The sequence below is a fragment of the Reyranella sp. genome (assembly GCF_044224635.1).
Taxonomy (GTDB): Bacteria; Pseudomonadota; Alphaproteobacteria; order Reyranellales; family Reyranellaceae; genus Reyranella.
Genome location: NZ_JBGAKA010000079.1, coordinates 1 through 22796 on the forward strand (window position 1 = coordinate 1; position 22796 = coordinate 22796).

Genomic DNA, 22796 nt, shown 5'->3' on the forward strand with positions numbered 1-22796 from the left:
CGACGAGAAGGAAACGAACGCGGTTCGCCGCTCGACCGGGAACTGCGCCGCGACCGGCGCCAGATCGGCCTCGCCCGACAGCTTGAAGACGATGCCGACGTCGCGCGGCAGATGCCGCAGGAGGGATGCCGTGAGATCCGCATCATCGCTGGCGATAAAGGCCGCGAGGGCTGCTCCTGGATAGGTCTGCTGGTCGTACGAGCTGGCCGCGACGTCCAGCGCGACCAGCATGGCAGTTCCCGCCGCACCCGACACACGATGGACTCTCACACTGTCCGGATAGGCCAGCAGTTGCTTCAGGAGAACGATGTGACGCAGCGGCTCGGACGACAGCGCCTCGATGGCGTCGCGGACGGACAGAAGACTGGTCATCGCGTCGATCGAGCGGTCATTGGATCGAATGGCTGGTCATCGGGTTGATAGAGTGGTCATCATGGACGATGCCGCCAAATGATCACAGCGGCCCGGCTCGACATAGGGGACCGTGCGGATCAGGCTCATGTGCAGTAGTTTAGGAGAGTTGCATGGCCGAACCGATTTCCGACGAATTCGCGATGGCGAGCGGCATCACGGCCTTGGTGCTCATGCAGGTGACCTTGGAGCATATCCAGCAGCTCGGTGTGCCGTCGGCCAAGATCGACGAGATCATCACCCGCTCCCTCCAGATCGTTAATACAGTATCCGCCAACCAGCATCACGCCGCCCTGCCGATCTCGGCCAAGCTGTTGCGCGAGATGCTGCACAAGCGCCAATCGATGCGCGAACAACGCCACCAGCCCATGCACTGAGCGACCGGTCTTGTTCTTCCAGTCATGCATTCGCTTCTCCTCCCCAGCTTTGCTGGGGAGGTGTCGCCGTCTTACGGCGACGGAGGGGTCATGAGTCCCAGACCCGTTGCCCATGACCCCTCCGTCCGCATCGGCGTTTGGCCGGAGAGCGGCCAAACGCCTTTAGACGCGGACACCTCCCCAGCGAAGCTGGGGAGGAGAATGAGATGAGCGCCACAGGAGTGGCGCGCTCCCAGCCATGAATCATGAGCGGGCGGGACGCCCGCGGCCCAGAAGAGTGCTCACCGCACGACGCTAAAGCAGCTTCTCACGCCTGATGTACCGGGCGATCTCGTCGGCGATGATGGCATGCGCGGCGGCGCTGGGATGGCCGTCGCCGACGATGTAGACGTTCGGCCCGCCCTCCGCCTTGTTGCGCTTGAAGCGCTCGCTCATGTCGAGGAAGCGCATCGTGCCGCCGATCTCGGCGATCATGCGCGGCAAGGCAGGTGACGGCTCCCAGTAGTTGGTCGGGATGAAGATCACCAGCACCTGGCTGCCCATGTCGGCGACGGTGCGTTCCATCTCGCGCAGCAGGAAGGCCAACGCCTGCTCCTTCCTGGCTTCGTCCGGATCGTTCTGCACCGACATGGCATAGGTGGCGCGACCGTAGATCACGTCGGCGCCGTGCTCCAGCCAGCTTGCCGGGTTGGTGAAGTCGCCCGTGAGATGCTGCTCGAGCCGGCGCACGCCATTGCTCGCCGGCGGCGCCACCATGGGCTTGCCTTGGCCGTTCCATTCGATGTGCGAGACATCGAGGCAGAACGGGTAGTAGGACGGCGCGCAGGCAGAGACGTTGCGCTCGCTGTGATGGGCGATGATGCCGTAGATCACCAGCTTGGGCGCGAGATCGCGATTGCGCCGCAACATCTGCAAGGCCTGCACGGTACCGTAGCTCGCCTCGGAGAGGTTCGTAACGCTGGCGCCGAGCGCCTTCGACAGACGGCTCGAATAAGTGTCGCCGTTCGGCAGGGCGTAGCCCCAGCTGAACGAGCAGCCGATCGTCATGATGTCGGCCCGGCCGGCGTTGTGCTGTCCCGGTCCGTCGACGCGTGCCCCGCGGTCGTCGGTGTAGATGTCGAACACGAAGGTCGCCCGGTCCTTGATCGCCGGATAAGTCCGCCTGGTGTGGGCGCTGCGGTTCGGCACCATGCCAATCTCCGGATCGAACACCACCATGGCGTCGCCCTCGGACGTCAGGTGGATCGGCGGCACCGTCAGGTAGGCCGCGACCTCGATGCCGATCAGCAGACAGACGATAGTGGTGGCCGACGCCAGCATCAGATTTTTCGTTCGCTTTCCCAGAATCACGCCGCCTGCCTGGAGTTCCCTCACCCGGCCCCTTGCTTACCACATATCGACGGGGGAACGGTGGGCCGGTGTCTCGCGACCTTCACGGCCTGCGGCCTGACCGTCGGCCAAACGGATTGAGGACGGCGACTCCAGTAGGCTCGAAGTCCGACACATTTCGCGTCACGACGGTGAACCCGTGCTCCAGGGCCGTGGCGGCGATCATCAGATCGGCGCCGTTGTTCCCGAGGGCGGCGCTCAGAATCCCCCAACGCCGCGCCATTCGCAGATCGAACGCCACGACGCGCTCTCCGTAAAGGGCCAGCACGCGGTCCAGCCACGCCGCGAGGGTCCCGGAAAAGCGGGGATCGACCGCCCGCTGTCGCTCAATGCCGCGCTCGATCTCGCCAATGCTGACGACGCTCAAGAACAGATCGGTCGTGCGCTGGCGCTCGAACCACGCCACCAACATCGGATCGCGTTGCCGCCGCCGCAACTCTGACAGCGTTACAGTGTCGATCAGAAACATGATGCCCGGACGTCAGGGATCGAGGTCGCGCATCCGCACCTCGTCGCGCGGGAACTCGCCATCGTCCTGCGGCATCGCCAGCAGCAGATCGGCAAAGGACGGCGCCTGCGCGCGGGCGAGATGACGCAAGCGCTCGTATTCCGCCACACCGATTACCACCACAGCAGGCTTGCCGTGCTTCGTCACTGTCTGCGGTGCGCGGCGCGCGGCTTCGACGACTTCACTGAACCTGTTCTTGGCATCCTGGACGGACCAGCTGCTGCGACCCATTCGGCTGCTCCCTTTCTGGCTATAATTTCTAGCCAAAATGCGGAATAGCCCACCTTCCGTCAAGCGAATCGGGCAGCGGCGTCGCCGCGAGCGCCGAAGCCGAATGAATGCTACCAACGGGCCGCCATGAACACCCGCCTCTATCTCATCTCCCCCGAACGGCTCGACCATCCCGACCTGTTCGCCGCCGACCTGCGCGCGGCGCTCGACGGCGGCGACGTGGCGGCGTTCCAGCTCCGGCTGAAGGACGTGGACGACGCCGCGATCACCCGCGCGGCCGACACGCTGCGGCCGATCTGCCAGCAGCGCGGCATCGCCTTCATCATGAACGACCGGCCCGACCTCGCGGTGAAGCTCGACTGCGACGGCGTCCATATCGGCCAGGAGGACATGCCGTACGCCGAGGCGCGCCGCATCGTCGGCCCGGATCGGCAGATCGGCGTCACCTGCAAGGCGTCGCGCCATCTCGCCATGGAGGCCGCCGAGGCCGGCGCCGACTACGTGGCGTTCGGCGCGTTCTTTCCCTCGACCACCAAGGCCGTCACCACGCCCGCCGACCTCGAGATCGTGACCTGGTGGAGCGAGCTGATGGAAATCCCGTGCGTGGCGATCGGCGGCATCACGGTGGAGAATTGCCGGCCGCTGATCGCGGCCGGTGCAGATTTCCTGGCCGTCGCCGGTGGCGTGTGGAACTACCGCGGCGGACCGGAGGCAGCGGTGCGCGCCTTCAACGCGATTTTCTCAGCGGACCGGTAGCCACAGTACTTCCTCGATGTGCGACGCGCCGGTCGCCAGCATCACCAAGCGGTCGAAGCCCAGCGCAATGCCGGCGCAATCAGGCAGCCCGTGCTCCAGCGCCGCGAGGAAATCCTCGTCGATCGGCCAGCGCACGCCGTAAAGCCGCTCCTTCTCGTCCATGTCGGCCCCGAGGCGGGCGCGCTGGATGCCGGAGTCGGTGAGCTCGCCGAAGGCGTTGGCGAGCTCGACGCCGCAGACATAGAGCTCGAACCGCTCGGCCACCCGAGGATCGCCCGGCTTGGCGCGCGCCAGCGCCGCCATGCCGATCGGGTACTCGCACAGGATGGTCGGCCGGCCCATGCCGAGCCGCGGCTCGATGCGCTCGAACATGATGCGGAAGAAGACATCGTCCCAGCTGTCGCCGGCATGCATGGCGACGCCGGAGGCCAGGGCGAGCCGCTCGGGGCTGCCGACCGTCGCCAGAAGATCGACGCCGGCGTGACGTGCAAAGGCGTCGGCCACGGTGAGCCGCTCGGGCTCGGCCCGCGGGTCGCAGACATGCCCGCCCCAGCGCAGCAGGTCAACGCCGGCGAGCGCGAGCAACGCGTGGCAATCCTCCATGATCGCCTCGTAGCCGGCGCCGGCGCGGTACCATTCGAGCATGGTGAACTCGGGATGATGCAGCGCCGAACCCTCGGCATTGCGGAAAACGCGGGCGAACTGGAAGAGCCGCGGCAGGCCGCCGGCCAGCAGCTTCTTCATGGCGAACTCGGGCGAGCTGTGCAGCCAGCGCTCCCTCTCCTCGCCGTCAGGCAGCTCCCAATCGGTGACGAAGCCGCTGAGATGCACCTCGGCGCCCGGCGCCACCTGCAGGATGGGCGTCTCGACCTCCACGAAATCCTGCTCCGCGAACCAGCGCCGCATCGTCGCCTGCAGGCGCGTCCGGGCCCGCAGGTTGGGCAGGCGTTTCGCCAATCTGTCGGGCCGCCAATCGGTCATGCCCGACCATCGCATGGCCTGCCATGGCAGGGCATTGGCATCTGGCAAAAAAATCCCGTCATCCCGAGCGGAGCCGCCCGAAGGGTGGCGTAGTCGAGGGACCTTTCTTGCTGGTGCTGCAACAAGAAATCTTGCTGGTGCTGCAACAAGAAAGGTCCCTCCACTACGCCTCGCTGCGCTCGGCTCCGGTCGGGATGACGGAATTTTTTGCCCTGTGTGAACGCCTTGCCTGCTCGGCGCGACCGACAGCGCTGCGCCGGAACGTACTACACGATCTTGGTTGCGACGAGTGGGCCACCGCGATTGGAGGTGCCCGCAAGGTTGGTGTTGTCCGAGCTCGAGCTCTGGAAGCGCTCGACTGTCGCGATGGTCGACCAGCGCTCCCAGGTGATGACGAAACGGTCGGCAGCACCGATGACGAATGTGCCGCGGTTCTCGGGGTGGACCGCCTGAGGCGTCTTGCCCGAGGCCGGACGGACGTACGTCCATGCCGCCGAGCCATCGGCGATCCGGAGCAGGTAATAATAGGTGGTGCCCTCCTGGACGACCTCCCACCAACCGTCGATCCACGGGGCGCTGGCCGAGGGCACAGACGGCGGCGCACCCGAAAGCGACTTCAACTCGGCAAAGAGCTCGGTGCCAAATCCCGTGGTCTTGGCGGCCGCCGACCATTTGTAGGGAATGCGGTTGTATTCGGCCCCGCTATTCTTGAGGCTGAAATCGACCCAATCCATGTGAATGTGATCGAAGTGGCGCCTGTCCGCCGTATAGGAATTTGGCTTGAACGGCGTTCCACCGTAGCCGGCGCGTCCGGCCGGGATGTGATAGTCGGTGAAGATGATATCGGACCACATCATCTTCTGCTGCAGCTTGATGAAGACGGCGATCATGCCTTCGGCGCGACCGCGCGCGGCAGCCTTGGTGGAATCGAGCATGATGTCGATCGCCAGGCCCGACGTATGCCGCGTGCCCGGCGACACGTTGTTGGTCGTGAATAGCGTAATCTCGGGAAAGCAATGCTCGATCGTCTCGGCGAGCTCGCTGATCGAGGGACACTCGGGATTGGTCTTGGAAACGTTGCTGCGCATGGAACCCTCCTTGCGACGGCTTGCCAGCATCGTGGCACGACCGGATGGCAGGACAAAGGCCGCTTCCGGCAGGCGACGTGTCCACCAAAGAGAGCAGTCTTGCGCAGCTTCGGGCTAGAAGCACATGGCCCGCTCCGGGGCGAGCTTCTGCGCCTTGCGGAAGCCCCGTTGAGCCTCGCTGTGATTGAACGTGGCGGAGGAACGGTCGGTTCTGGCACTCTGCCCCTTACCGTGACGCCAAGACAGATCGACGCCTACTGCTTCACCCTGCCCGCCGCGACGCGCACCGTTCAATGGGAAGGCGTCGTCGTCTTCAAGGTGGGCGGCAAGATGTTCTGCCTGATCGCACCCCCGGGCCACTCGGTCGGGCGCATCAGCTTCAAGTGCGCGCCAGAGCATTACGACGCGCTGTCGCGCGCCGAAGGCTTCCGACCGGCACCCTACCTCGCCCGAGCCAAGTGGGTGGCGCTCGACGATCCCAAGACCCTGACCGCCGCGGAGACCAAAGCTTATCTGCGCCGCGCCCACGCCGTGATCGCCGCGGCGCTGCCGAAGAGGAAGCAGGCAGAACTGGGCCTTGGCGGCAGTTCCACCGTCATGTGACGGCATCGTAAAAGCTTTGCGCGCATCACGCCGGCGGGGAGAGCCGTACACTGATTGCAGGGCGCGTTGGCGGCACCAGCGAGCCAATCCTGTCGGCACGCCTGTTGCCAGCACCGCCGCTCCATAGTGTGAACCTGCCCGCAACCTACCAGGCAAGCATGATGGTGGTCGCTGAGGCTGTTCCGATTCCCCGTTGGGCGACTCGCCCCGGCAGGGCGCGGCGGCCGCGGCAACCTGCGCGGCGACAAAATCGTTGTCGACCAACGACTTGCAGTTACTTTTTTCGGTCGATCCACACGATTTTCCACGTTATCCGGGAGTTTCGACCGCATGCATCACTTCAGGCTGCGTGTCATGGCCGGAATGCCGCACGCGCGGCACGCTTGCCCAGAGAGATTTCCAACATCAGACGATCTCCCTGCGGCAGCGACGCCGGGAAGGCCGCGGGGAGGTGCGGTTGCGAGCCGGGACGGCCTTTGATAGAAGGCCGCCGCCGGCCTCGCCCCGCCCCTGCGGGCGAGGCCGAATTCCATTCTTCCGACCCGGCGGTAATTCCATGAAAGTCCCCGTCAATTCCATCCGCGCCGGCAATGTCGTCGAGTACAACGGCAAGCTCTGGGTGGCGTCCAAGGTGCAGCACATCAATCCCGGCAAAGGCGGTGCCTTCGTGGCTCTGGAAGCCAAGGCGCTGCGCGAGGGCAACAAGCTGCAGGAACGCTTCCGTTCCGGCGAGACAATCGAGCGCGTGCATATCGACGAGCGCGAGTGCACCTTTCTGTTCAAGGACGACAACGGCTTCACCTTCATGGACAAGGAGACGTTCGACCAGCTCGTGGTTGGCTCCGACGTGCTCGACGCCGACCAGGCCCGCTTCCTGCAGGATGGCATGGAGGTGACGGTGTCACTCTACGAGGGCACGCCGGTCGGCGCCGAGATCCCCAAGACGGTGGTCCTGCCCGTCATCGAGGCCGATGCCGTGGTCAAGGGCCAGACCGCCTCGTCATCCTACAAGCCGGCTATCGTCGAAGGCGGCATCCGGGTGATGGTGCCGCCGCATATCGGCGTGGGCACGCGGCTGGTGATCAACACCGAAGACGGCAGCTACCTCGAACGCGCCAAGGACTGACATCGTGGCCCGCTCACCGGATCAGCCGGTTGCCCGCGTCGGCCGCGCGCCGATGGCGCCCGGCCGCGAGCGTTCCGGGCCGCCCGAGCGTCGCTCGCTGGCGCCGCGCTCGGCCACGATCACGGTGATGATCCGCGCCGCCTTCGCGGCGGCCAAGAGCCTCAAGCGCGATTTCGGCGAGGTCGAGCATCTGCAGGTCTCGGAGAAGGGTCCGGGCGACTTTGTCAGCCACGCCGACATCAAGGCCGAGCGCACGGTCCGGGCCGAGCTGGCGCGCACCCGGCCGGAGTATGGCTTCCTCGGCGAGGAAGGCGGCGAGACGAAGGGCGACGGACGCAACCGCTGGATCGTCGACCCGCTCGACGGCACCACCAACTTCCTGCACGGCGTGCCGCATTTCGCCATCTCGATTGGCCTCGAGCGCGAGGGCGAGATCATCGCCGGCGTCATCTACCAGCCGGTCTCTGACGAGCTGTTCTGGGCCGAGAAGGGCAACGGCGCCTTCATCGACACGCCGAGCGCGCGCTCGCGTCGCCTTCGCGTGTCGGGCCGCAAGGATCCGGCGCGTGCCCTGGTCGGCACGGGCATTCCCCATATCGGCAAAGGCGATCACGTCACCTATCACTCCAAGCTGGCGGCGGTGACCGAGCGCACGGCCGGCGTGCGGCGCTGGGGCGCCGCCGCCCTCGACCTCGCCTTCGTGGCGGCCGGCCGTTACGACGCCTTCTTCGAGTTCGGGCTGGCACCCTGGGACGTCGCCGCCGGCATCCTGATGGTGCGCGAAGCGGGCGGCGTGGTGAGCGACATCGCCGGCAACCCCTACGAGCTCGGCGGCCCTTCCCTGCTCGCCAGCAATTTCGGCCTGCGCGAGTCGATGGTCGAGATCCTGTCGAAGGCATAGGGGCTGGCGGCAGCTCATTGCTGGGACCGCGCTACTCCAGTGGCGCTTTCTCTTTTCCTCCCCAGCTCCGCTGGGGAGGTGTCCGCGTCTTCGCGGACGGAGGGGTCATGAGCATCAGTGGTGGTGCCCATGACCCCTCCGTCGCCGTATGACGGCGACACCTCCCCAGCAGAGCTGGGGAGGAGAATGAAATGAAAGGCCGCCTCACCGGCCGGTCAGGATCTGGCGCACCAGGCGGGCGACGGTGCGGGCGGCGAGCGTGGCCGGCCGCTGCGTGCCGACGGCGAGCCACGTCATCTGCTCGAGGCCGGGCTTGGTGATGCGCGCCGAGGCGAAGGCCGGCCCCGCCATCTCGCGCTCGACGAACGGCCGCGGGAAGACGGCGCACAGGCCGCAGCGCGCGACGGCTTCGCGCAGGATCGCCGACGAGCTGCCCTCGAGCACGAAGTCGAGCGTCACGCCCTGGCGCTGCGCCAGCTCGGCCATCACCGAGGTCATGGCGTTGGGCTGCACCGGTCCGCACAGCGCCACGCCATCGAGGGCGCGGAACGGCACCTCGCGCTGGCGCAGCACGCGATGGCCCTTGGGGCCGACCAGCACCATCTCGGCGCGCGAGACCAGCTCGGCGCCGCGCACCGCGCCGCGGCGATAGCGGTTGAAGACGGCGACCTCGACGCGGCCGTTGGCGACCCACGCCTCGACCTGGCCGCTGTAGGCCTCGTGCACGCACAGCCGGATGCGCGGATAGTCGGCCAGCACGCGCGTGGTGAGCGCGCTGATCAGCGGCTGCGCCCAGCCCGGCACGACGCCGAGATCGACGCTGCCGGTCGGGCTGCCGCTCTCGCCGCGCGCTTCGGCAGCGAGCTGGTCGGCCTCGGCGAGCAGCGCCCGGGCGCGCGGCAACACCGCTTCGCCGAGCTCGGTCGGCTGCACGCCGCGGCCAGTGCGATGGAACAGGCGGCCGCCGAACTCCGCCTCGAGAGCGGAGACCTGGCGGCTCAGCACCGATTGCGCCACGCCCAGCGTGGCGGCGGCGCGGCTGAAGCCGCCACCGTCGGCCACGCTGCAGAAGGCTCGCACGCCCTTGAGGTCCATGCCGTCGTCCCATCCGAATCGAGCAAAGCTAGTTTAGCGGCGATGACGGTACTGCATAGGGCCCATGGCCGATAGGTTGGCGGCGGAGGAAACCAAGATGAAGCATCCGTCTCGCCGCCTCGTGCTCGCCGGCGGCGCCGCGCTGTCACTGCCATTCGCATCCGCCTGGGCCAGGTTCCCCGAGAAGCCAATCACCTATCTCTGTCCATTGCCGGCGGGCGGCCTGCTCGACACCCACATGCGTTTCCTCGCCGAGCGGGTGGCGGCCGATCTCGGGCAGCCGGTGCTGGTCGATTGCAAGCCAGGCGCGACGGCGACGCTCGCCGCCGCCAACATCGTGCACGCCAAGCCGGATGGCCATGCGCTGGCGACGATGATGGTCACCAGCCTGCGCTTCCCCTACTACAACGACGTCGCCTGGCACCCGCTGCGCGACTTCACCTACATCATCGGCCTCAGCAACGTCGTGATCGGCATCGTCGTGCGCGCCGATTCGCCCTACCGAACCATCGAGGAGCTGATCGAGGCCGGCCGGCGCAATCCGGAGAAGCTCAACTACGGTACCAGCGGCATCGGCGGCACCGGTCACCTCACGGCGCTGCAGATCGAGCGGGCGAGCGGCGCCGGCTTCACCCACGTGCCGTTCAAGGGCGGCCCCGAGACCATGCAGGCGGTGCTGGGCGGCCACATCGATTTCATGTGCGACGGGGCGGCGTGGGCGCCGTCGGTCGACGCCGGCAAGTTCCGGCTGCTGGTCATGGCGACCGAGAACCGCGTCGAGCGCTATCCCGAGGCGCCGACCTTGCGCGAGCGCGGCATCGACGTTGTCGGCTGGAGCCCATACGGCGTGGTCGGCCCGCGCAACATGCCGGCCGACCTGGTGGCCATCCTGCACGCCGCGTTCAAGAAGGCGGCCGACGATCCGGCGCATCGCGCCCTGCTGCAGCGCTTCGTCCAGGAGCCGTGGTACCGCGACCCGGCCGGCTACCGCGCCTGGGCGGAAGACTATTTCGTGACCATCAAGCCCACGCTGGAGCAGGCGGGGCTGGTAAGGTCGTAGCCACCGCAGGAAGGTGGAGCCTTATGGTTCCCACTCAGTCCCGCTCAACCGCTGCTGCAGCCGGTTGACCCGAGGGTGCCATTGGCTAATGTGGACGGCAGCCGCGACGCTTTACGCCACGCGTCTGCCGGGACCCCTAACTCCTTGGAAAGGCAGTCCATATGCCCGCCGCCACGAACGCTCTCTGCAGCTTCGCCCTCGCCGCATTGGGCGTGGCGGCTGTCGTGGGTCCGGTGGCGGCGCAAACCGCGGGCGGCTACCTTCCGCCGCCGGCGCGCATCGAAAGCCGGCTGATCGACGACGGGCAAGGCGACACGGGAGGCACCCCCGCCCCCTCGCCCACGCGCCAGGTCGTGACCATCCCGGCGACGCTGCCGCCGGCCCAGGTCGCGGCCATCCCGCCGCCCGAGTCGCCTCCGCCGCCTGTGCAAATGGTCGAACCGCCGGCGCTGGTCGCGCCGGCTGCGGCGCCCGCGCCACGGCCGACGGCAACCGCCGCCCTGGCGCCCGAGCCTTCGGCACCGACGCCCTCGGGGTCGGCCATTTCCACCATCCCCTTCCCGCCGGGATCAGCGATCCTCGGCGACTTCGCCAAGGGTGAGCTCGACCGCGTCGCCGCCGGCATCAGCGAGCGCAAGGTCCGTGGCATCGAGGTGCGCGCCTATGCCGGCGACGGCGATCCGGACAGCCGCAAGGTCGCCCTGGCGCGCGCCCTGGTGGTGCGCAGCTATCTGATCGACCGCCGCGTAAGAGCCCGCATCGAGGTCGGCGCCTTCCCGGGCAGCGACGAGCGGGTCGATATCCTGGTGTCCGCCCCGTGAGCCGGTACCAGTCGGCCCCGATGCGTTCGTCCCGATGACCAGTCCGCTTCCCTACCTCATCCGCATGCTGCTGTTCCTGGCGGCGGTGGCGGGCCTTGCCTACCTGCTGCACCACGACCTGGTGCGGGTGTTCATGAACACGCCGATCCTGAACGGGGTCATCGTCGCCGTGCTGGTGATCGGCATCTTCTTCGTCATGCGCCAGGTCATCCTGCTGTGGCCCGAGGTGCGCTGGCTGCGCCGCTTCCAGCACCGCGAGGAAGGCGCGCCGCCTCTGGAGATGGAGTCGATCAATCTCCTGGTACCGCTGGCGGCGATGCTGGGCGAGCGTCGGGACCAATTCCGCCTGTCGCCAACCGCGGGGCGCGCCCTGCTCGACGGCATCGCCACCCGGCTCGATGAGCGGCGCGAGCTGATGCGTTACCTGATCGGGCTGCTGATCTTCCTCGGCCTGCTCGGGACGTTCTGGGGCCTCCTGGAGACGATCGGCGCCGTCGCCGACGCCATTTCCGGCCTGCAGGTGTCGAGCGGCGATGCGGTGCAGATGTTCGCCCGGCTCAAGGAAAGCATCGAAGGCCCGCTCAAGGGCATGGCGACGGCGTTCGGCGCCTCGCTGTTCGGCCTGTCGGGCTCGCTCGTGCTGGGCTTCCTCGAGCTGCAGGCGAGCCAGGCGCAGGGCCGCTTCCATATCGAGCTCGAGGAATGGCTGGCCGGCGCGACGCGGATCTCGGGCGGCCCGCAGATCGAGGGCGAGCAAGGCGTCTCGGCCTATGTCGAGGCGCTGCTCGAGCGCACCGCCGACGGCATCGACGACCTGACGCGCTCGCTGCGCCGCGCCGAGGAGGCGCGCGGCACCACCGTCACCGCCAACGCCATGCTGGTCGAGCGGCTGGCGGCGCTGGCCGAGACCATGCGCGCCCAGCAGAACCTGCTCGCCCGGCTGGCCGAGCATTCGATCGAGCTGCGCGGCGCGATGACCCGGCTGAGCGAACGCGCCCCCGACCAGGCCGACCGCGAATCGCTGGCCGCCCACCAGCGCAACACCGAGGCCTACCTCGCCCGCCTGCTCGAGGAGAACGTGCGCAGCCGCGCCACCTTGGTCGAGGAGCTGCGCGGCGTGGTCGCCCGGTTGGGCGAGCGCGCGCCCGACGACGAACGGGAGGCGCTGATCGCCCATCAGCGCGCCACCGAGGTCTACCTGTCGCGCCTGGTCGACGAGAACGTCCGCGGCCGCACCGCGCTGATCGAGGAGCTGCGCGGCACGGTCGAACGGCTCGCCGCGCGGTCGTCGGACGACGAGCGCGAGGCGCTGATCCAGCATCAGCGCGCCATCGAGGCCTACCTCGCCCGCCTGGTCGAGGAGAACATGCAGTCGCGCACCGCGCTGGCCGACGAGCTGCGCGGAGAGTTCAGGCTGCTCGCCCGCACCATCGCCTCGATGCGCGGCGGCGCCAACCAGCCGGTCGGCGAGGGCTAGCGCGATGGCCGCCATCTCCGCGCGCCGCCGCGGCGGCGGTGCCGACTACACCTGGCCGGGCTACGTCGACGCGCTGACCACCCTCCTCATGGTGATGATCTTCCTGCTGTCGCTGCTCAGCGTTGCGCAGTTCACGCTGTCGAGCACGCTCAGCAACCGCGACAGCGCCATCGAGCAGCTCGGCCGTCAGGTGGGCGACCTCGCCAGCCAGCTGTCGATCGAGAAGAAGGCGTCGCAGAACCTGCAGAAGGATCTCGAGCAGCTCACCCTGCAGCTGCGTCAGACGCGCAGCGAGCGCGACCGGCTCAACACAGACCTGGCCGGCGAACGGCGAACCTCGGAGGCGCTGCGCATCGAGCGCGACCGGCTGACCGGCGACATCGCCAACGAGCGCCGGACGATCGAGGCGCTCCGGGCCGAGCGCGACAAGCTCGGCACCGACCTCGCCGGCGAGCGCAAGTTCATCGAGGCGCTGAAGAGCGATCGCGACCGGCTGACCGAGCAGCTGTCGGCGATGATCATCGAGCGCGACAAGCTCAACGCCGCCCTGCAGAGCCAGACCCGCAGCGCCCAGGCCAAGGCCGAGGACCTGCAGAAAGAGATCGAGCGCCAGCGCCTGGAGCTGACGCGGCTCGCCGCCTCGCTGGCCGCCGCCAACCAGGAGAAGGGCAAGCTGTTCGGCGACCTCACCGAGGAGCAGAAGCTCTCGGCCGAGCAGAAGGCCGCGGTGGTGCGGCTCACTGCCGAGCTGGCCGGCGTCAAGGACGAGCTCGCCCGTCTGAACGCTGCGCTCGAGGCGTCGGAAGCCAAGGCCAAGGACCAGCAGGCGCAGATCGTCGATCTCGGCCAGAAGCTCAATCGCGCCCTCGCCAGCAAGGTCGAGGAGCTGGCGCGCTACCGGTCGGAATTCTTCGGCAAGCTGCGCGAGGCGCTGGCCGGCCAACGCGACGTGCAGATCGTCGGCGACCGCTTCGTCTTCCAGTCCGAGGTGCTGTTCCCGTCTGGCTCGGCGCAGCTTCAGCCGGGTGGCGAGAGGCAGCTCGCCAGCGTCGCCCAGCGGCTGCTCGAGATCGCCGACCGTATCCCCAAGGACGTCAACTGGGTGCTGCAGGTCGAAGGGCATACCGACGACAAGCCGATCCGCAATGTCGTCTACCCGACCAACTGGGAGCTCTCGGCCGCCCGCGCGATCGCCGTGGTCAAATTCCTGAACAGCGAGGGAATCCCCAACGAGCGCCTGGTCGCCGCCGGCTACGGCGAGTTCCAGCCCCTCTCCACCATCGACACGGCCCGCAACCGCCGCATCGAGCTCAAGCTGACGAGCCGGTAAACGAGCCTCGAGTCCATGCTCCTCTCCCCCGTTGGGCTGGGTGAGGGGGTACGGATGATGCAGCAGCCTTCGAAGCCTCCTCACCTAATCTCTTCCCCTAACGGGGGAGAGGAACATGAAAAACGGGCATCGGCCCTACAACAATCTCAGTCGCTTTAGTTCGGCTAGCATGTCGGCGGCGTCGCCTTTCGACAGGTCGGGGCGCGCGCCACCGCCGGTCGGCGTGCACTTGATTGCACACGGGTCTGGCTGCAGCAGTGAGCCAGGTCGGCTGGACCGTCTGCCGGCCAGCTCAGCGTCGCGATATCACGGGCGATGCAACCGAGGGCGACACGCCGTGACCGAGCGAGCATCCGCCAAGACCCCCGACCGCAAGACAGCTTCCCCGACCGCAACGGGCCCCGTCGCGCGGTCGCTCGCGGTCGGCCAACCCATTGATTCCAAATGATCCGAACGCACCGAACGCACCGAACGCAAGAAAACAGGGTCGTTCTATTCTTCGGCCGCGGGGGTGACGCTCTCGATCATGCTCATGCGGACCGCGGCCGTCCCGCCGACTCATGGTCGGAGCCTTCCGGACCGCGTATGTGGAAGAGCATGAGCCGTGAGCGGGCGGCCCGCCCGCGGTCCGCATGAGCATGATCGCAATGTCCGCGATAACACCGGCATCTTCTCCCTTCGTGGGAAGGAAATCCCTACAGCAACCCTAGTCGCTTCAGCTCGGCTGCCATTTCAGGCGGCATGTCGGCGGTGTCGCCCTTGGACAAGTCGGGCGGGGCGCGCTCGGGCTCGAAGTAGCGCCAGCCCTGGAACGCCTTGCAGGTCTGCGGCGCGGTCGGCACCACGCTGCGCTTGACCTTGATCCGGCAGTATTTCCTGCCGTCGTCCTGGTCGATGTCCTCCTCGAAGCCGACCAGCTGCTGGCGACAGCGGATGACGCCGCGCACCACCCAGTAGAGCGAGCCGCCGTCGAGCAGCTCGTCCGCCCGGCGCGGGGTGTTGCGGGTGTAGACCCAGTGCGGAGAGCGCGGGCTCTGGCCGCGCTGCCGGCGGCGCGCCGCCTGCACCGTCTTCATGTGGGCAAGATCGTCGACGCCAACCGCCAGCTTGATGAGATGCAACATGATCGATTGCGCTTAGTACGTCGGACCGGCCGCGCTCAAGCCATCGCTATCCACAACCCATCCGAAAACGTGTCCGGCGCGACACAGCGATGGAACATTCGCATCGGCGGGTTCACACTCCACAATGTTTGCACAATGCACGGCATAGAGTGCGCGCGCTTTCCACGGGGGCCCTCATGAATCGGTCGACGCTCGTTGCTCTGGTCGCAGCTCTCATGCTGGGATCGGGCATCGCAGGCTACGTCATCGGCAAACCACAAGAGTCGATCGACCGACCAGCGCAACCCACCGTAGCGTCGGCTCCGTCACCAGCACCTGCACCAGCCCCGACACCGGCGCCTGCGCCGCAGACAGCGCAGACCACCGCGCCCGCGCCGGCCCCGACAACGCCCGCCACGCCGGCCAACACGACCCCCGCGACCACCCCTTCCGCCCAGGAGCCGCGGCCCGTGACCGCTGCGCCGTTCGGTTATCGAACCTACTGGCTGGACGCCAAGGGTTCGGAAGCCGAGGCCTGCCTCGAGTTCAACAAGGGGCTGCAGATGAGCGGCGTGCGCTACGGCGACTTCGTGCGCATCGAGCCCGAGGTCAAGTCGGCGGTGCGCGTGGTCGAGGGCCGGCTATGCATCGGCGGCCTGAGCTACGGCACCGACTACAAGGTGAAGTTGCTCGCCGGCCTGCCCGGCGTCGACAACGTCACGCTCGACAGCGAACGCATTGTCGACGTGTCGCTGGGTGCCCGCCCGGCAGTGGTCAACCTGCCGGGCAAGGGCTTCATCCTGCCGCGCGGCTCGGCCGCCGGCGTGCCGGTCACCACCATCAACGTCTCCAAGATCGGCATCTCGGTCTATCGCGTCAACGAGCGCGCCATCGACCGCTTCGCCAACGACCGCTACGACGCGACCTATCCCGGCACCGAGCCGCTGACCGATTCGTGGTCGCTGCGGCGCTGGCTGCGCGGCGACAACGGCAAGCGGATCTGGCGCGGCACCATGGAGGTGAAGAACGTCCAGAACCAGCCGATCGTCACCGCCTTCCCGATCCGCGAGACCATCCAGGACTGGAAGCCAGGCGCCTACTTCGTTGTCGTCTGGGACGCCGCCAAGCCGCCCGCACGCGGCTACGGCTACGAGGACGACGAGGACGAGCAGTCCGACGGCACCGCCGCCGGAATGTGGTTGATCGACACCGACATCGCGCTCACCACCTTCACCGGCGCCGACGGCCTGAACGTTTTCGCGCGCTCGCTGCAGACCGCCCAGCCGATCGTCGGCCTCGAGGTCGTGCTGCTGACGCGCGGCAATGAGCCGATCGGCCGGGTGATCACCGACGCCGCCGGCCGCGTGAACTTCCCAGCCGGCCTGCTGCGCGGCCGCGGCGCCGCCGAGGCCTTCGCCGTCATGGCGACCGACGAGGCCAAGAAGGATTTCTCGCGGCTCGAGCTCACCAAGTCGCCGTTCGACCTGTCCGACCGCGGCATCTCCGGCCGCGAGCAGCCCGGCCCGGTCGACGCCTTCCTCTACACCGAGCGCGGCATCTACCGGCCGGGCGAGACCGTGCAGCTGATGGCGATGCTGCGCGACAACGGCGCCACCTCGCTCGCCGACATGCCGGTGACCCTGATCGTCAAGCGGCCCGACGGCAGCGAGTTCACGCGCTACACCGCGGCCCTGCAGGGCTCGGGCGCCATCCACCAGGCGATCGACCTGCCGAAATCGTCGCGCCGCGGCCGCTGGTCGGTGACCGCCCACATCGACCCGAAGGCACCCTCGGTTGGCCGCGTGGAGTTCACGGTCGAGGATTTCGTGCCGGAGAAGCTCAAGGTCGAGCTCGAGTCCGATCGCGCCATGCTGCGTCCCGGCGAGGTCAACGGCTTTGGCGTGCAGGCCGACTTCCTCTATGGCGCGCCCGCGTCAGGCCTCACCGTCGAGGCCGACATGCGCGTCACCGTCGACGACAACCCGTTCGCCAGCTATTCGCAGTATCGCTTCGGCCCGGAGAGCGAGCGCGAGAAGTTCGAGCCGCCCTTCATCACCCTGAACGGACCCGATACCGACGAGACCGGCAAGTCGCGCCTCGAATGGGGCGGCAACGGGATCAAGGATACCGTGCTGCCGCTGCGCGCCCAGATCCAGGCCCGTGTATTCGAGCCGGGCGGCGGGCGGGCGACGCGCACCGACACCACCCTGCCGATGCGCACGCGCAACGTCTATCTCGGCATCCGTCCGGTGTTCGAGGGCCGCTATGCCCGCGAGGGCGCGACCACCGAGTTCGATCTCGTGGCGGTCGATGCCGAGGGCAAGCAGATCGCGCGGCCGAACATCCAGTATCGCGTCGAGCGCGTCGACTACACCTACCAATGGTACCAGGTCGACGGCCGCTGGCGCTGGCAGTCGAACCAGCGCGACCGCCTGCTGACGACCGACACGGTGACGCTCAAGGGCGATGCCCCGGTGCGCCTGTCGCTGAACCTCTATTGGGGCAGCCATCGCCTCACCGTCGTCGACACCCAGAACGACACCTCGACGACGATGCTGTTCTATGTCGGCTGGTACGGTGGCGACTCGGCCGAGGAAGCGCCCGATACGCTGCGCGTGGCGAGCGACAAGCAGAACTACAAGCCGGGCGAATCGGCGCGCGTGCGCATCGAGCCGTCGTTCGCCGGCGAGGCGCTGGTCGCCATCGCCACCGATCGCATCGTCGCCACCTATCCGGTGCAGGTGCCATCGGGCGGCACCACCGTCGAGGTGCCGATCAAGGGCGAATGGGGTGCCGGCGCCTATGCCCTGGTCACCGCCTGGCGTCCGCTGTCGACCCCTGCCGACCGCACGCCGACTCGCGCCATCGGCGCGGTCTGGCTGGGGATCGATCCGGCCCTGCGCACGCTCGGCATCCAGATCACCGCTCCCGACAAGGTGACGCCGCGCCAGCGCATCGAGGTGCCGGTCAAGGTCTCCAACCTGCAGAACGAGGAGGCCTGGATCACCCTGGCGGCGGTCGACGAGGGCATCCTGCAGCTCACGCGTTACCGCACACCCGACCCGGCCAACTTCTACTTCGGCAAGCGCCGGCTGGGCGTGGCGATGCGCGACGATTACGGCCGCCTGCTCGACACCAAGGCTGACGAGGTGGGCCGCATCCGGGTCGGCGGCGATGCCGGCGACATCGGCGGGCTCGACATCGTGCCGACCCGCACCGTGTCGCTGTTCAGCGGCCCGGTGAAGCTCGACGGCAACGGCGAGGCCAAGATCGGCCTCGACATCCCCGACTTCATCGGCCAGCTGCGCATCATGGTCGTGGCCTATGCCAAGACCAAGGTCGGGTCGGCCGACCAGCGGCTGTTCGTGCGCGACGCGGTCACCGCCGACGTCGTGCTGCCGCGCTTCCTGGCGCCCGGCGATCACGGTCGCCTGTCGCTGTCGCTGCACAATGTCGATGGCCAGGCCGGTGATTACCGCCTGACCCTCGAAGCGAGCGGCACGGTGGCGCTCGACCGGCCGGTCGCCGAGACGCGCCGGCTGGCGACCAACCAGCGCGAGCTGCTGACCTGGGACCTCAAGGCGGGCGAGGCCGGTTTCGGCAAGGTCGCCGTGGCGGTCGAGGGCCCGGGCAACTTCGCGGTGCGCCGCGAATGGGACATCCAGGTGCGCGCGGCGCAGACGCCGAGCGCCGTCGACACCGTCGCGCAGCTCGAGCCGCAGCGCCAGCTCACGGTCGACCGCAACCTGGTCGCCCAGTTCGCGCCGGGCACGACCAGCGTCAGCGTCGCGCTCTCGCGTATCCCCGGCATCGACGTGCCGGGCCTGCTGCGGGCGCTCGACAAGTACCCCTATGGCTGCCTCGAGCAGACCACCAGCCGCGCCCTGCCGCTGCTCTACTACAACGACGTCGCCCTGCTCGGGTACGCCAAGGCCGACTTCAACATCCAGGAACGGGTCCAGGACGCGATCTACCGCGTCGTCGACATGCAGACGGCGGACGGCTCGTTCGGCATGTGGGGCCCCTACTCGCCGGCCGCCGAATGGCTGCAGGTCTACGCCATGGACTTCCTGCTGCGCGCCCGCGACCAGCAGATGAACGTGCCGGCGGTCACGCTGCAGCGCGGCCTGGCCTGGCTCAACCGCTCGGTCGAGAGGTTCTCGGCCAATGCCCAGGCCTATGCCTGGTACGTCCTGGCCAAGGGCGGCCTCGCCGACCCCGGGCGCATCCGCTACTTCCAGGACACGAAGTCCGCCGACATCACCGGTGGTCTGGCGTGGGCCCAGCTGGCCGCGGCGCTCAACCTGGTTGCCGAGCCGGGCCGCGCGCGGCTTGCCTTCGCGATCGCCCGCCAGCGCATCGACCAGCGCGTCACGAACGAGTACTACGGCTCGCCGCTGCGCAATCGCGCCGCCCTGATCGCGCTCGCGACCGAGGCCGGCGGCCAGCAGGCGCTCGCCGAGGTCGTCGCCTCGGTGCGCGAGCAGCTGGTCGGCAAGGGCGAGTATCTCACGACCCAGGAGCAGGCCTGGCTGCTGCTGGCGGCGCGCGCCATGGGCGGCGGCGGCAGCGAGCTCGCCTACTCGCTCGACGGCGAGCAGCACAAGGCAAGCAAGGATCCCGTCGTGATCAACCCTGACCGGGCAGCGGTCCAGCGCGGCGTGCGCGTCGGCAATGACGGCGACCGTCCGGTCTGGCTGCAGGTGACGGCGCGCGGCGTGCCGCTCGAGCCGCAGCCCGCAGCCACGCAGGGACTGACCGTCGATCGCCGCTTCCTGACGCTCGACGGCAAGCCGGCGGACCTCGAGAGGATGCGTCAGAACGACCGGGTGATCGTGTCGATCCGCGGCCGCAACCTCGAAGGCGGCTACCACGAGACGGCGCTGCTCGACCTGCTGCCCGCCGGCTTCGAGATCGAGAGCGTGCTGAACGAGGAGACCGTGAAGTCGTTCTCGTTCCTCGACAAGCTCACCGACACCCGCATCGCCGAGGCGCGCGACGACCGCTTCTTCGCGTCATTCAACCTCGGCCGGCGCAATTATCGCATGTGGTGGGATTCGTCGGACCAGTTCCCGAATTCCTACCACGTCGCCTACATCGTGCGCGCCGTGACGCCGGGCAGCTTCGCCCTGCCGGCGGTGCACGTGTCCGACATGTATGCGCCGCGCGTCTACGCCCGCAGCGCCATGGGCCACGTGACCATCAGCCCGCGCTGAGCCATCGCGATGGCGTCGGTCATCGGCCACTCATTCACCTCCCCAGCTTCGCTGGGGAGGTGTCGCCGTCATACGGCGACGGAGGGGTCGAAAGCCCCCCTGAAGCCCATGACCCCTCCGTCCGCGATTACGCGGACACCTCCCCAGCGAAGCTGGGGAGGAAAGTGAAATGACGCCCACGGTCCGCACGTCATGAAGCTGCAGCAACTCTTCGTTGGCGCTGCCCTCGCCGTCGCTTTGGCGACGGCGGGGGCGCTGGCGCTCGACCGGATGTTCCCGCCGGACCTGACGCGCTATCACCAGCGCTCGAGCGAGGTCGTCGACGCCAACGGCCGCCTGCTGCGAGCCTTCACGACCGCTGACGGCAAGTGGCGGCTGGCCACCACCGTCGACGACGTCGACCCGCTCTACTTGGCGCTGCTCAAGGCCTACGAGGATCGCCGTTTCGACGATCATTGGGGCGTCGATCCGCTGGCCGCCGCGCGCGCCGCGCGCCAGTGGGTGTCGCGCGGGCGCATCGTCTCGGGCGCCTCGACGATCTCGATGCAGGCTGCCCGCCTGCTCGAGCCGCGGCCGCGCGGGCTGCTCACCAAGGCGATCCAGTCGGCGCGCGCCCTGCAGCTCGAATGGCGCTACTCCAAGCAGGAGGTGCTGGCGATCTACCTGACCCTGGCGCCGATGGGCGGCAACCTCGAGGGCGTGCGCGCCGCCTCGTTCGCCTATTTCGGCAAGGAGCCGAAGAGCCTGTCGGCCGCCGAGGCAGCCCTGCTGGTCGCCATCCCGCAATCGCCCGAGCGGCGCCGGCCCGATCGCGCCGCCCAGCGCGCCCAGTCGGCGCGCGACCGCGTGCTGGCGCGCGGCCTCGAGCACGGCGTCCTCGACCAGTCGCTGCACGACAAGGCGGTGACGCGCAACGCACCCGACCGCCGGCTCGCCATGCCGATGCACGCGCCGCATCTCGCGACCTGGCTCGCCGCCCAATCGCCGGGCGCGGCCGTGCCGACGACGATCCGACTGGAGCTGCAGAACGCGCTCGCCCAGCTCGTCGCCGAGGAGCGCGCCCAGTTCCCCGACCGCGCCCAGATCGCCATGGTGGCGATCGACAACCGCACGCGCTCGGTCGTCGCCTGGCTGGGCGGCTCGGATTTCTTCGGCAAAGCGGGCCAGGTCGACCTCGTGCGGGCGCATCGCTCGCCCGGTTCGGCGCTGAAGCCGTTGATCTACGCCATGGCGTTCGACGACCGCACCCTGCATCCGCAGTCGCTGGTCGAGGACGTGCCGGTGCGCTTCCGCGAGTGGCTGCCGCGCAACTTCGACCGCGACCACCAGGGCGCTGTCACCGTGCGCCGCGCCTTGCAGCAATCGTTGAACGTCCCGGCGGTGCTGGCGCTGGAGAAGGTCGGACCGCAGCGCTTCCTCGCCACCCTGCGCAGTGCCGGCGTCGCGCCCGGCCTGCCACCCGGCGACCTCGGCGCCTCGCTCGGCATTGCGCTCGGCAGCGCCACCATCTCGCCGCTGGAGATGGCCGGGCTCTACAATGGCCTGGCGACCGGCGGGCAGTTCTCGCCGCCGCATATCCGGCGGGACCGGCCGCGCGCCGAGCCGGTTCGCCTGCTCGGACCGGCTGCTGCCTGGTACGTCGGCGATATCCTGGCCGAGGCGCCGCTGCCCGAGGGCTTCGCTGCCCTGCCGGTCAACCTGCGCGAGCGCCGCATCGCCTACAAGACCGGTACCTCCGCCGGTTTCCGCGACGCCTGGGCCGCGGGCTACAGCGCCAACTGGACGGTGGTCGTGTGGGTCGGCCATGCCGACGGCACGTCGCGGCCGGACGGCCTCGGCCGTGTCGCCGCGCTGCCCATCCTGTTCAAGGCGTTCGGCCGCCTGCCGGCGGAGGACAACCGCGCCACCCAGCCGCCAGTCGACGTGCTGCGCGTCGCCTCGCATCGCGACCTGCCGCCGATCATGCGCACCCTGCGGCCGCCCGGCGATGCCGGCGGCGGGCCGCGCATCGCCTACCCGCCGGCCGATGCCAGCATCGAGCTCGCCAAGAGCGAAGCGGTGCCCTTGAAGGCGCTGGGCGGCGACGGCCGCCTGCGCTGGCTGGTCGACGGTCAGCCGATCGATGGCAGCAAGTGGGTGCCCGACGGGCCCGGCTCGGCCCGCCTCGCCGTCGTCGACGAGTCCGGCCGCTCAAGCGCCGTCAATGTCCGCATCATCGTCCGCCGCTGAGCCGCTCTCTCATTTTCCTCCCCAACTCTGTTGGGGAGGTGTCGCCGTCTTCGGCGACGGGGGGTCATGAGCAGCGGGACTGAGGCTCATGACC

At 68.5% G+C, this 22796-nt stretch carries 19 protein-coding genes; 11 read left to right on the forward strand and 8 right to left on the reverse strand.

The features are described from left to right. Nucleotides 1-372, reverse strand: a 372-nt coding sequence (locus ACILR9_RS36690) for a hypothetical protein (protein ID WP_395714947.1), incomplete at its 3' end; no start/stop codon positions are given. 152 nt (nt 373-524) lie between these two features. Between ACILR9_RS36690 and ACILR9_RS36695 the strand changes: the two genes are divergently transcribed. After that, a complete protein-coding gene (locus ACILR9_RS36695; RefSeq protein WP_395714948.1) occupies nt 525-788 on the forward strand; it encodes a hypothetical protein in 264 nt (87 codons plus the stop codon). 294 nt (nt 789-1082) lie between these two features. On the opposite strand, the gene ACILR9_RS36700 is transcribed toward ACILR9_RS36695, so the two are convergent. The 3 genes from ACILR9_RS36700 to ACILR9_RS36710 all read right to left on the reverse strand — a co-directional run bounded on the left by ACILR9_RS36700 (nt 1083) and on the right by ACILR9_RS36710 (nt 2916). Continuing rightward, nucleotides 1083-2108: a hypothetical protein gene (locus tag ACILR9_RS36700; RefSeq protein ID WP_395714949.1), complete on the reverse strand. Its 1026-nt coding sequence runs from the start codon at nt 2106-2108 to the stop codon at nt 1083-1085. Between the two features lie 112 nt (nt 2109-2220). Next, nucleotides 2221-2646 (reverse strand): type II toxin-antitoxin system VapC family toxin, encoded by a 426-nt coding sequence (locus ACILR9_RS36705; RefSeq protein ID WP_395714950.1) that lies wholly within the window; start codon nt 2644-2646, stop codon nt 2221-2223. A 12-nt stretch (nt 2647-2658) separates the two neighbouring features. Beyond that, nucleotides 2659-2916 carry a type II toxin-antitoxin system Phd/YefM family antitoxin gene (locus ACILR9_RS36710; protein WP_395714951.1) on the reverse strand — a complete coding sequence of 86 codons (258 nt, stop codon included), beginning with the start codon at nt 2914-2916 and terminating at the stop codon, nt 2659-2661. A gap of 126 nt (nt 2917-3042) precedes the next feature. Between ACILR9_RS36710 and thiE the strand changes: the two genes are divergently transcribed. Continuing rightward, complete coding sequence (gene thiE / locus ACILR9_RS36715) at nt 3043-3672, forward strand: thiamine phosphate synthase (protein WP_395714952.1); 630 nt, start codon at nt 3043-3045, stop codon at nt 3670-3672. Here the strand turns inward: thiE and epmA are convergent. Both epmA and ACILR9_RS36725 read right to left on the reverse strand, forming a co-directional pair. Beyond that, nucleotides 3658-4653, reverse strand: a complete 996-nt coding sequence (gene epmA / locus ACILR9_RS36720; RefSeq protein ID WP_395714953.1) for an EF-P lysine aminoacylase EpmA — start codon at nt 4651-4653, stop codon at nt 3658-3660. The two genes, thiE and epmA, sit on opposite strands and share 15 nt — an antisense overlap. A 266-nt stretch (nt 4654-4919) precedes the next feature. Continuing rightward, nucleotides 4920-5741: a hypothetical protein gene (locus ACILR9_RS36725; RefSeq protein WP_395714954.1), complete on the reverse strand. Its 822-nt coding sequence runs from the start codon at nt 5739-5741 to the stop codon at nt 4920-4922. Nucleotides 5742-5909: 168 nt separating this feature from the next. Here ACILR9_RS36725 and ACILR9_RS36730 point away from each other — a divergent pair, with 168 nt between their 5' ends. The 3 genes from ACILR9_RS36730 (at nt 5910) to ACILR9_RS36740 (ending at nt 8371) form a co-directional block, all read left to right on the forward strand. Further along, nucleotides 5910-6344 carry an MmcQ/YjbR family DNA-binding protein gene (locus ACILR9_RS36730; protein ID WP_395714955.1) on the forward strand — a complete coding sequence of 145 codons (435 nt, stop codon included), beginning with the start codon at nt 5910-5912 and terminating at the stop codon, nt 6342-6344. A 556-nt stretch (nt 6345-6900) separates the two neighbouring features. After that, on the forward strand, nt 6901-7470 hold the full coding sequence (gene efp / locus ACILR9_RS36735; protein ID WP_395714956.1) for an elongation factor P: 570 nt from the start codon (nt 6901-6903) through the stop codon (nt 7468-7470). 52 nt (nt 7471-7522) lie between these two features. After that, the gene (locus tag ACILR9_RS36740; protein WP_395714974.1) at nt 7523-8371 is read left to right on the forward strand and encodes an inositol monophosphatase family protein; all 849 of its coding nucleotides are present in this window, start codon (nt 7523-7525) and stop codon (nt 8369-8371) included. A gap of 204 nt (nt 8372-8575) precedes the next feature. Here ACILR9_RS36740 and ACILR9_RS36745 read toward each other — a convergent pair whose 3' ends face one another. After that, nucleotides 8576-9466: a LysR family transcriptional regulator gene (locus ACILR9_RS36745; protein WP_395714957.1), complete on the reverse strand. Its 891-nt coding sequence runs from the start codon at nt 9464-9466 to the stop codon at nt 8576-8578. Nucleotides 9467-9563: 97 nt separating this feature from the next. Between ACILR9_RS36745 and ACILR9_RS36750 the strand changes: the two genes are divergently transcribed. The 4 genes from ACILR9_RS36750 (at nt 9564) to ACILR9_RS36765 (ending at nt 14154) form a co-directional block, all read left to right on the forward strand. Beyond that, nucleotides 9564-10526, forward strand: a complete 963-nt coding sequence (locus ACILR9_RS36750; protein WP_395714958.1) for a Bug family tripartite tricarboxylate transporter substrate binding protein — start codon at nt 9564-9566, stop codon at nt 10524-10526. A gap of 161 nt (nt 10527-10687) precedes the next feature. Continuing rightward, nucleotides 10688-11347 carry an OmpA family protein gene (locus ACILR9_RS36755; protein ID WP_395714959.1) on the forward strand — a complete coding sequence of 220 codons (660 nt, stop codon included), beginning with the start codon at nt 10688-10690 and terminating at the stop codon, nt 11345-11347. Nucleotides 11348-11381: 34 nt separating this feature from the next. Then, nucleotides 11382-12824 carry a hypothetical protein gene (locus tag ACILR9_RS36760; protein ID WP_395714960.1) on the forward strand — a complete coding sequence of 481 codons (1443 nt, stop codon included), beginning with the start codon at nt 11382-11384 and terminating at the stop codon, nt 12822-12824. A 4-nt stretch (nt 12825-12828) separates the two neighbouring features. Beyond that, entirely contained in the window at nt 12829-14154 is a 1326-nt protein-coding gene (locus ACILR9_RS36765) for a peptidoglycan -binding protein (protein WP_395714961.1), read from the forward strand. 695 nt (nt 14155-14849) lie between these two features. Here the strand turns inward: ACILR9_RS36765 and ACILR9_RS36770 are convergent. Beyond that, the gene (locus ACILR9_RS36770) at nt 14850-15278 is read right to left on the reverse strand and encodes a DUF1489 family protein (RefSeq protein ID WP_395714962.1); all 429 of its coding nucleotides are present in this window, start codon (nt 15276-15278) and stop codon (nt 14850-14852) included. Nucleotides 15279-15727: 449 nt separating this feature from the next. Here ACILR9_RS36770 and ACILR9_RS36775 point away from each other — a divergent pair, with 449 nt between their 5' ends. Next, the gene (locus ACILR9_RS36775) at nt 15728-20473 is read left to right on the forward strand and encodes an alpha-2-macroglobulin family protein (RefSeq protein ID WP_395714963.1); all 4746 of its coding nucleotides are present in this window, start codon (nt 15728-15730) and stop codon (nt 20471-20473) included. A 192-nt stretch (nt 20474-20665) separates the two neighbouring features. Then, nucleotides 20666-22702, forward strand: a complete 2037-nt coding sequence (pbpC, locus tag ACILR9_RS36780) for a penicillin-binding protein 1C (RefSeq protein ID WP_395714964.1) — start codon at nt 20666-20668, stop codon at nt 22700-22702. Nucleotides 22703-22796: the final 94 nt, after the last annotated feature.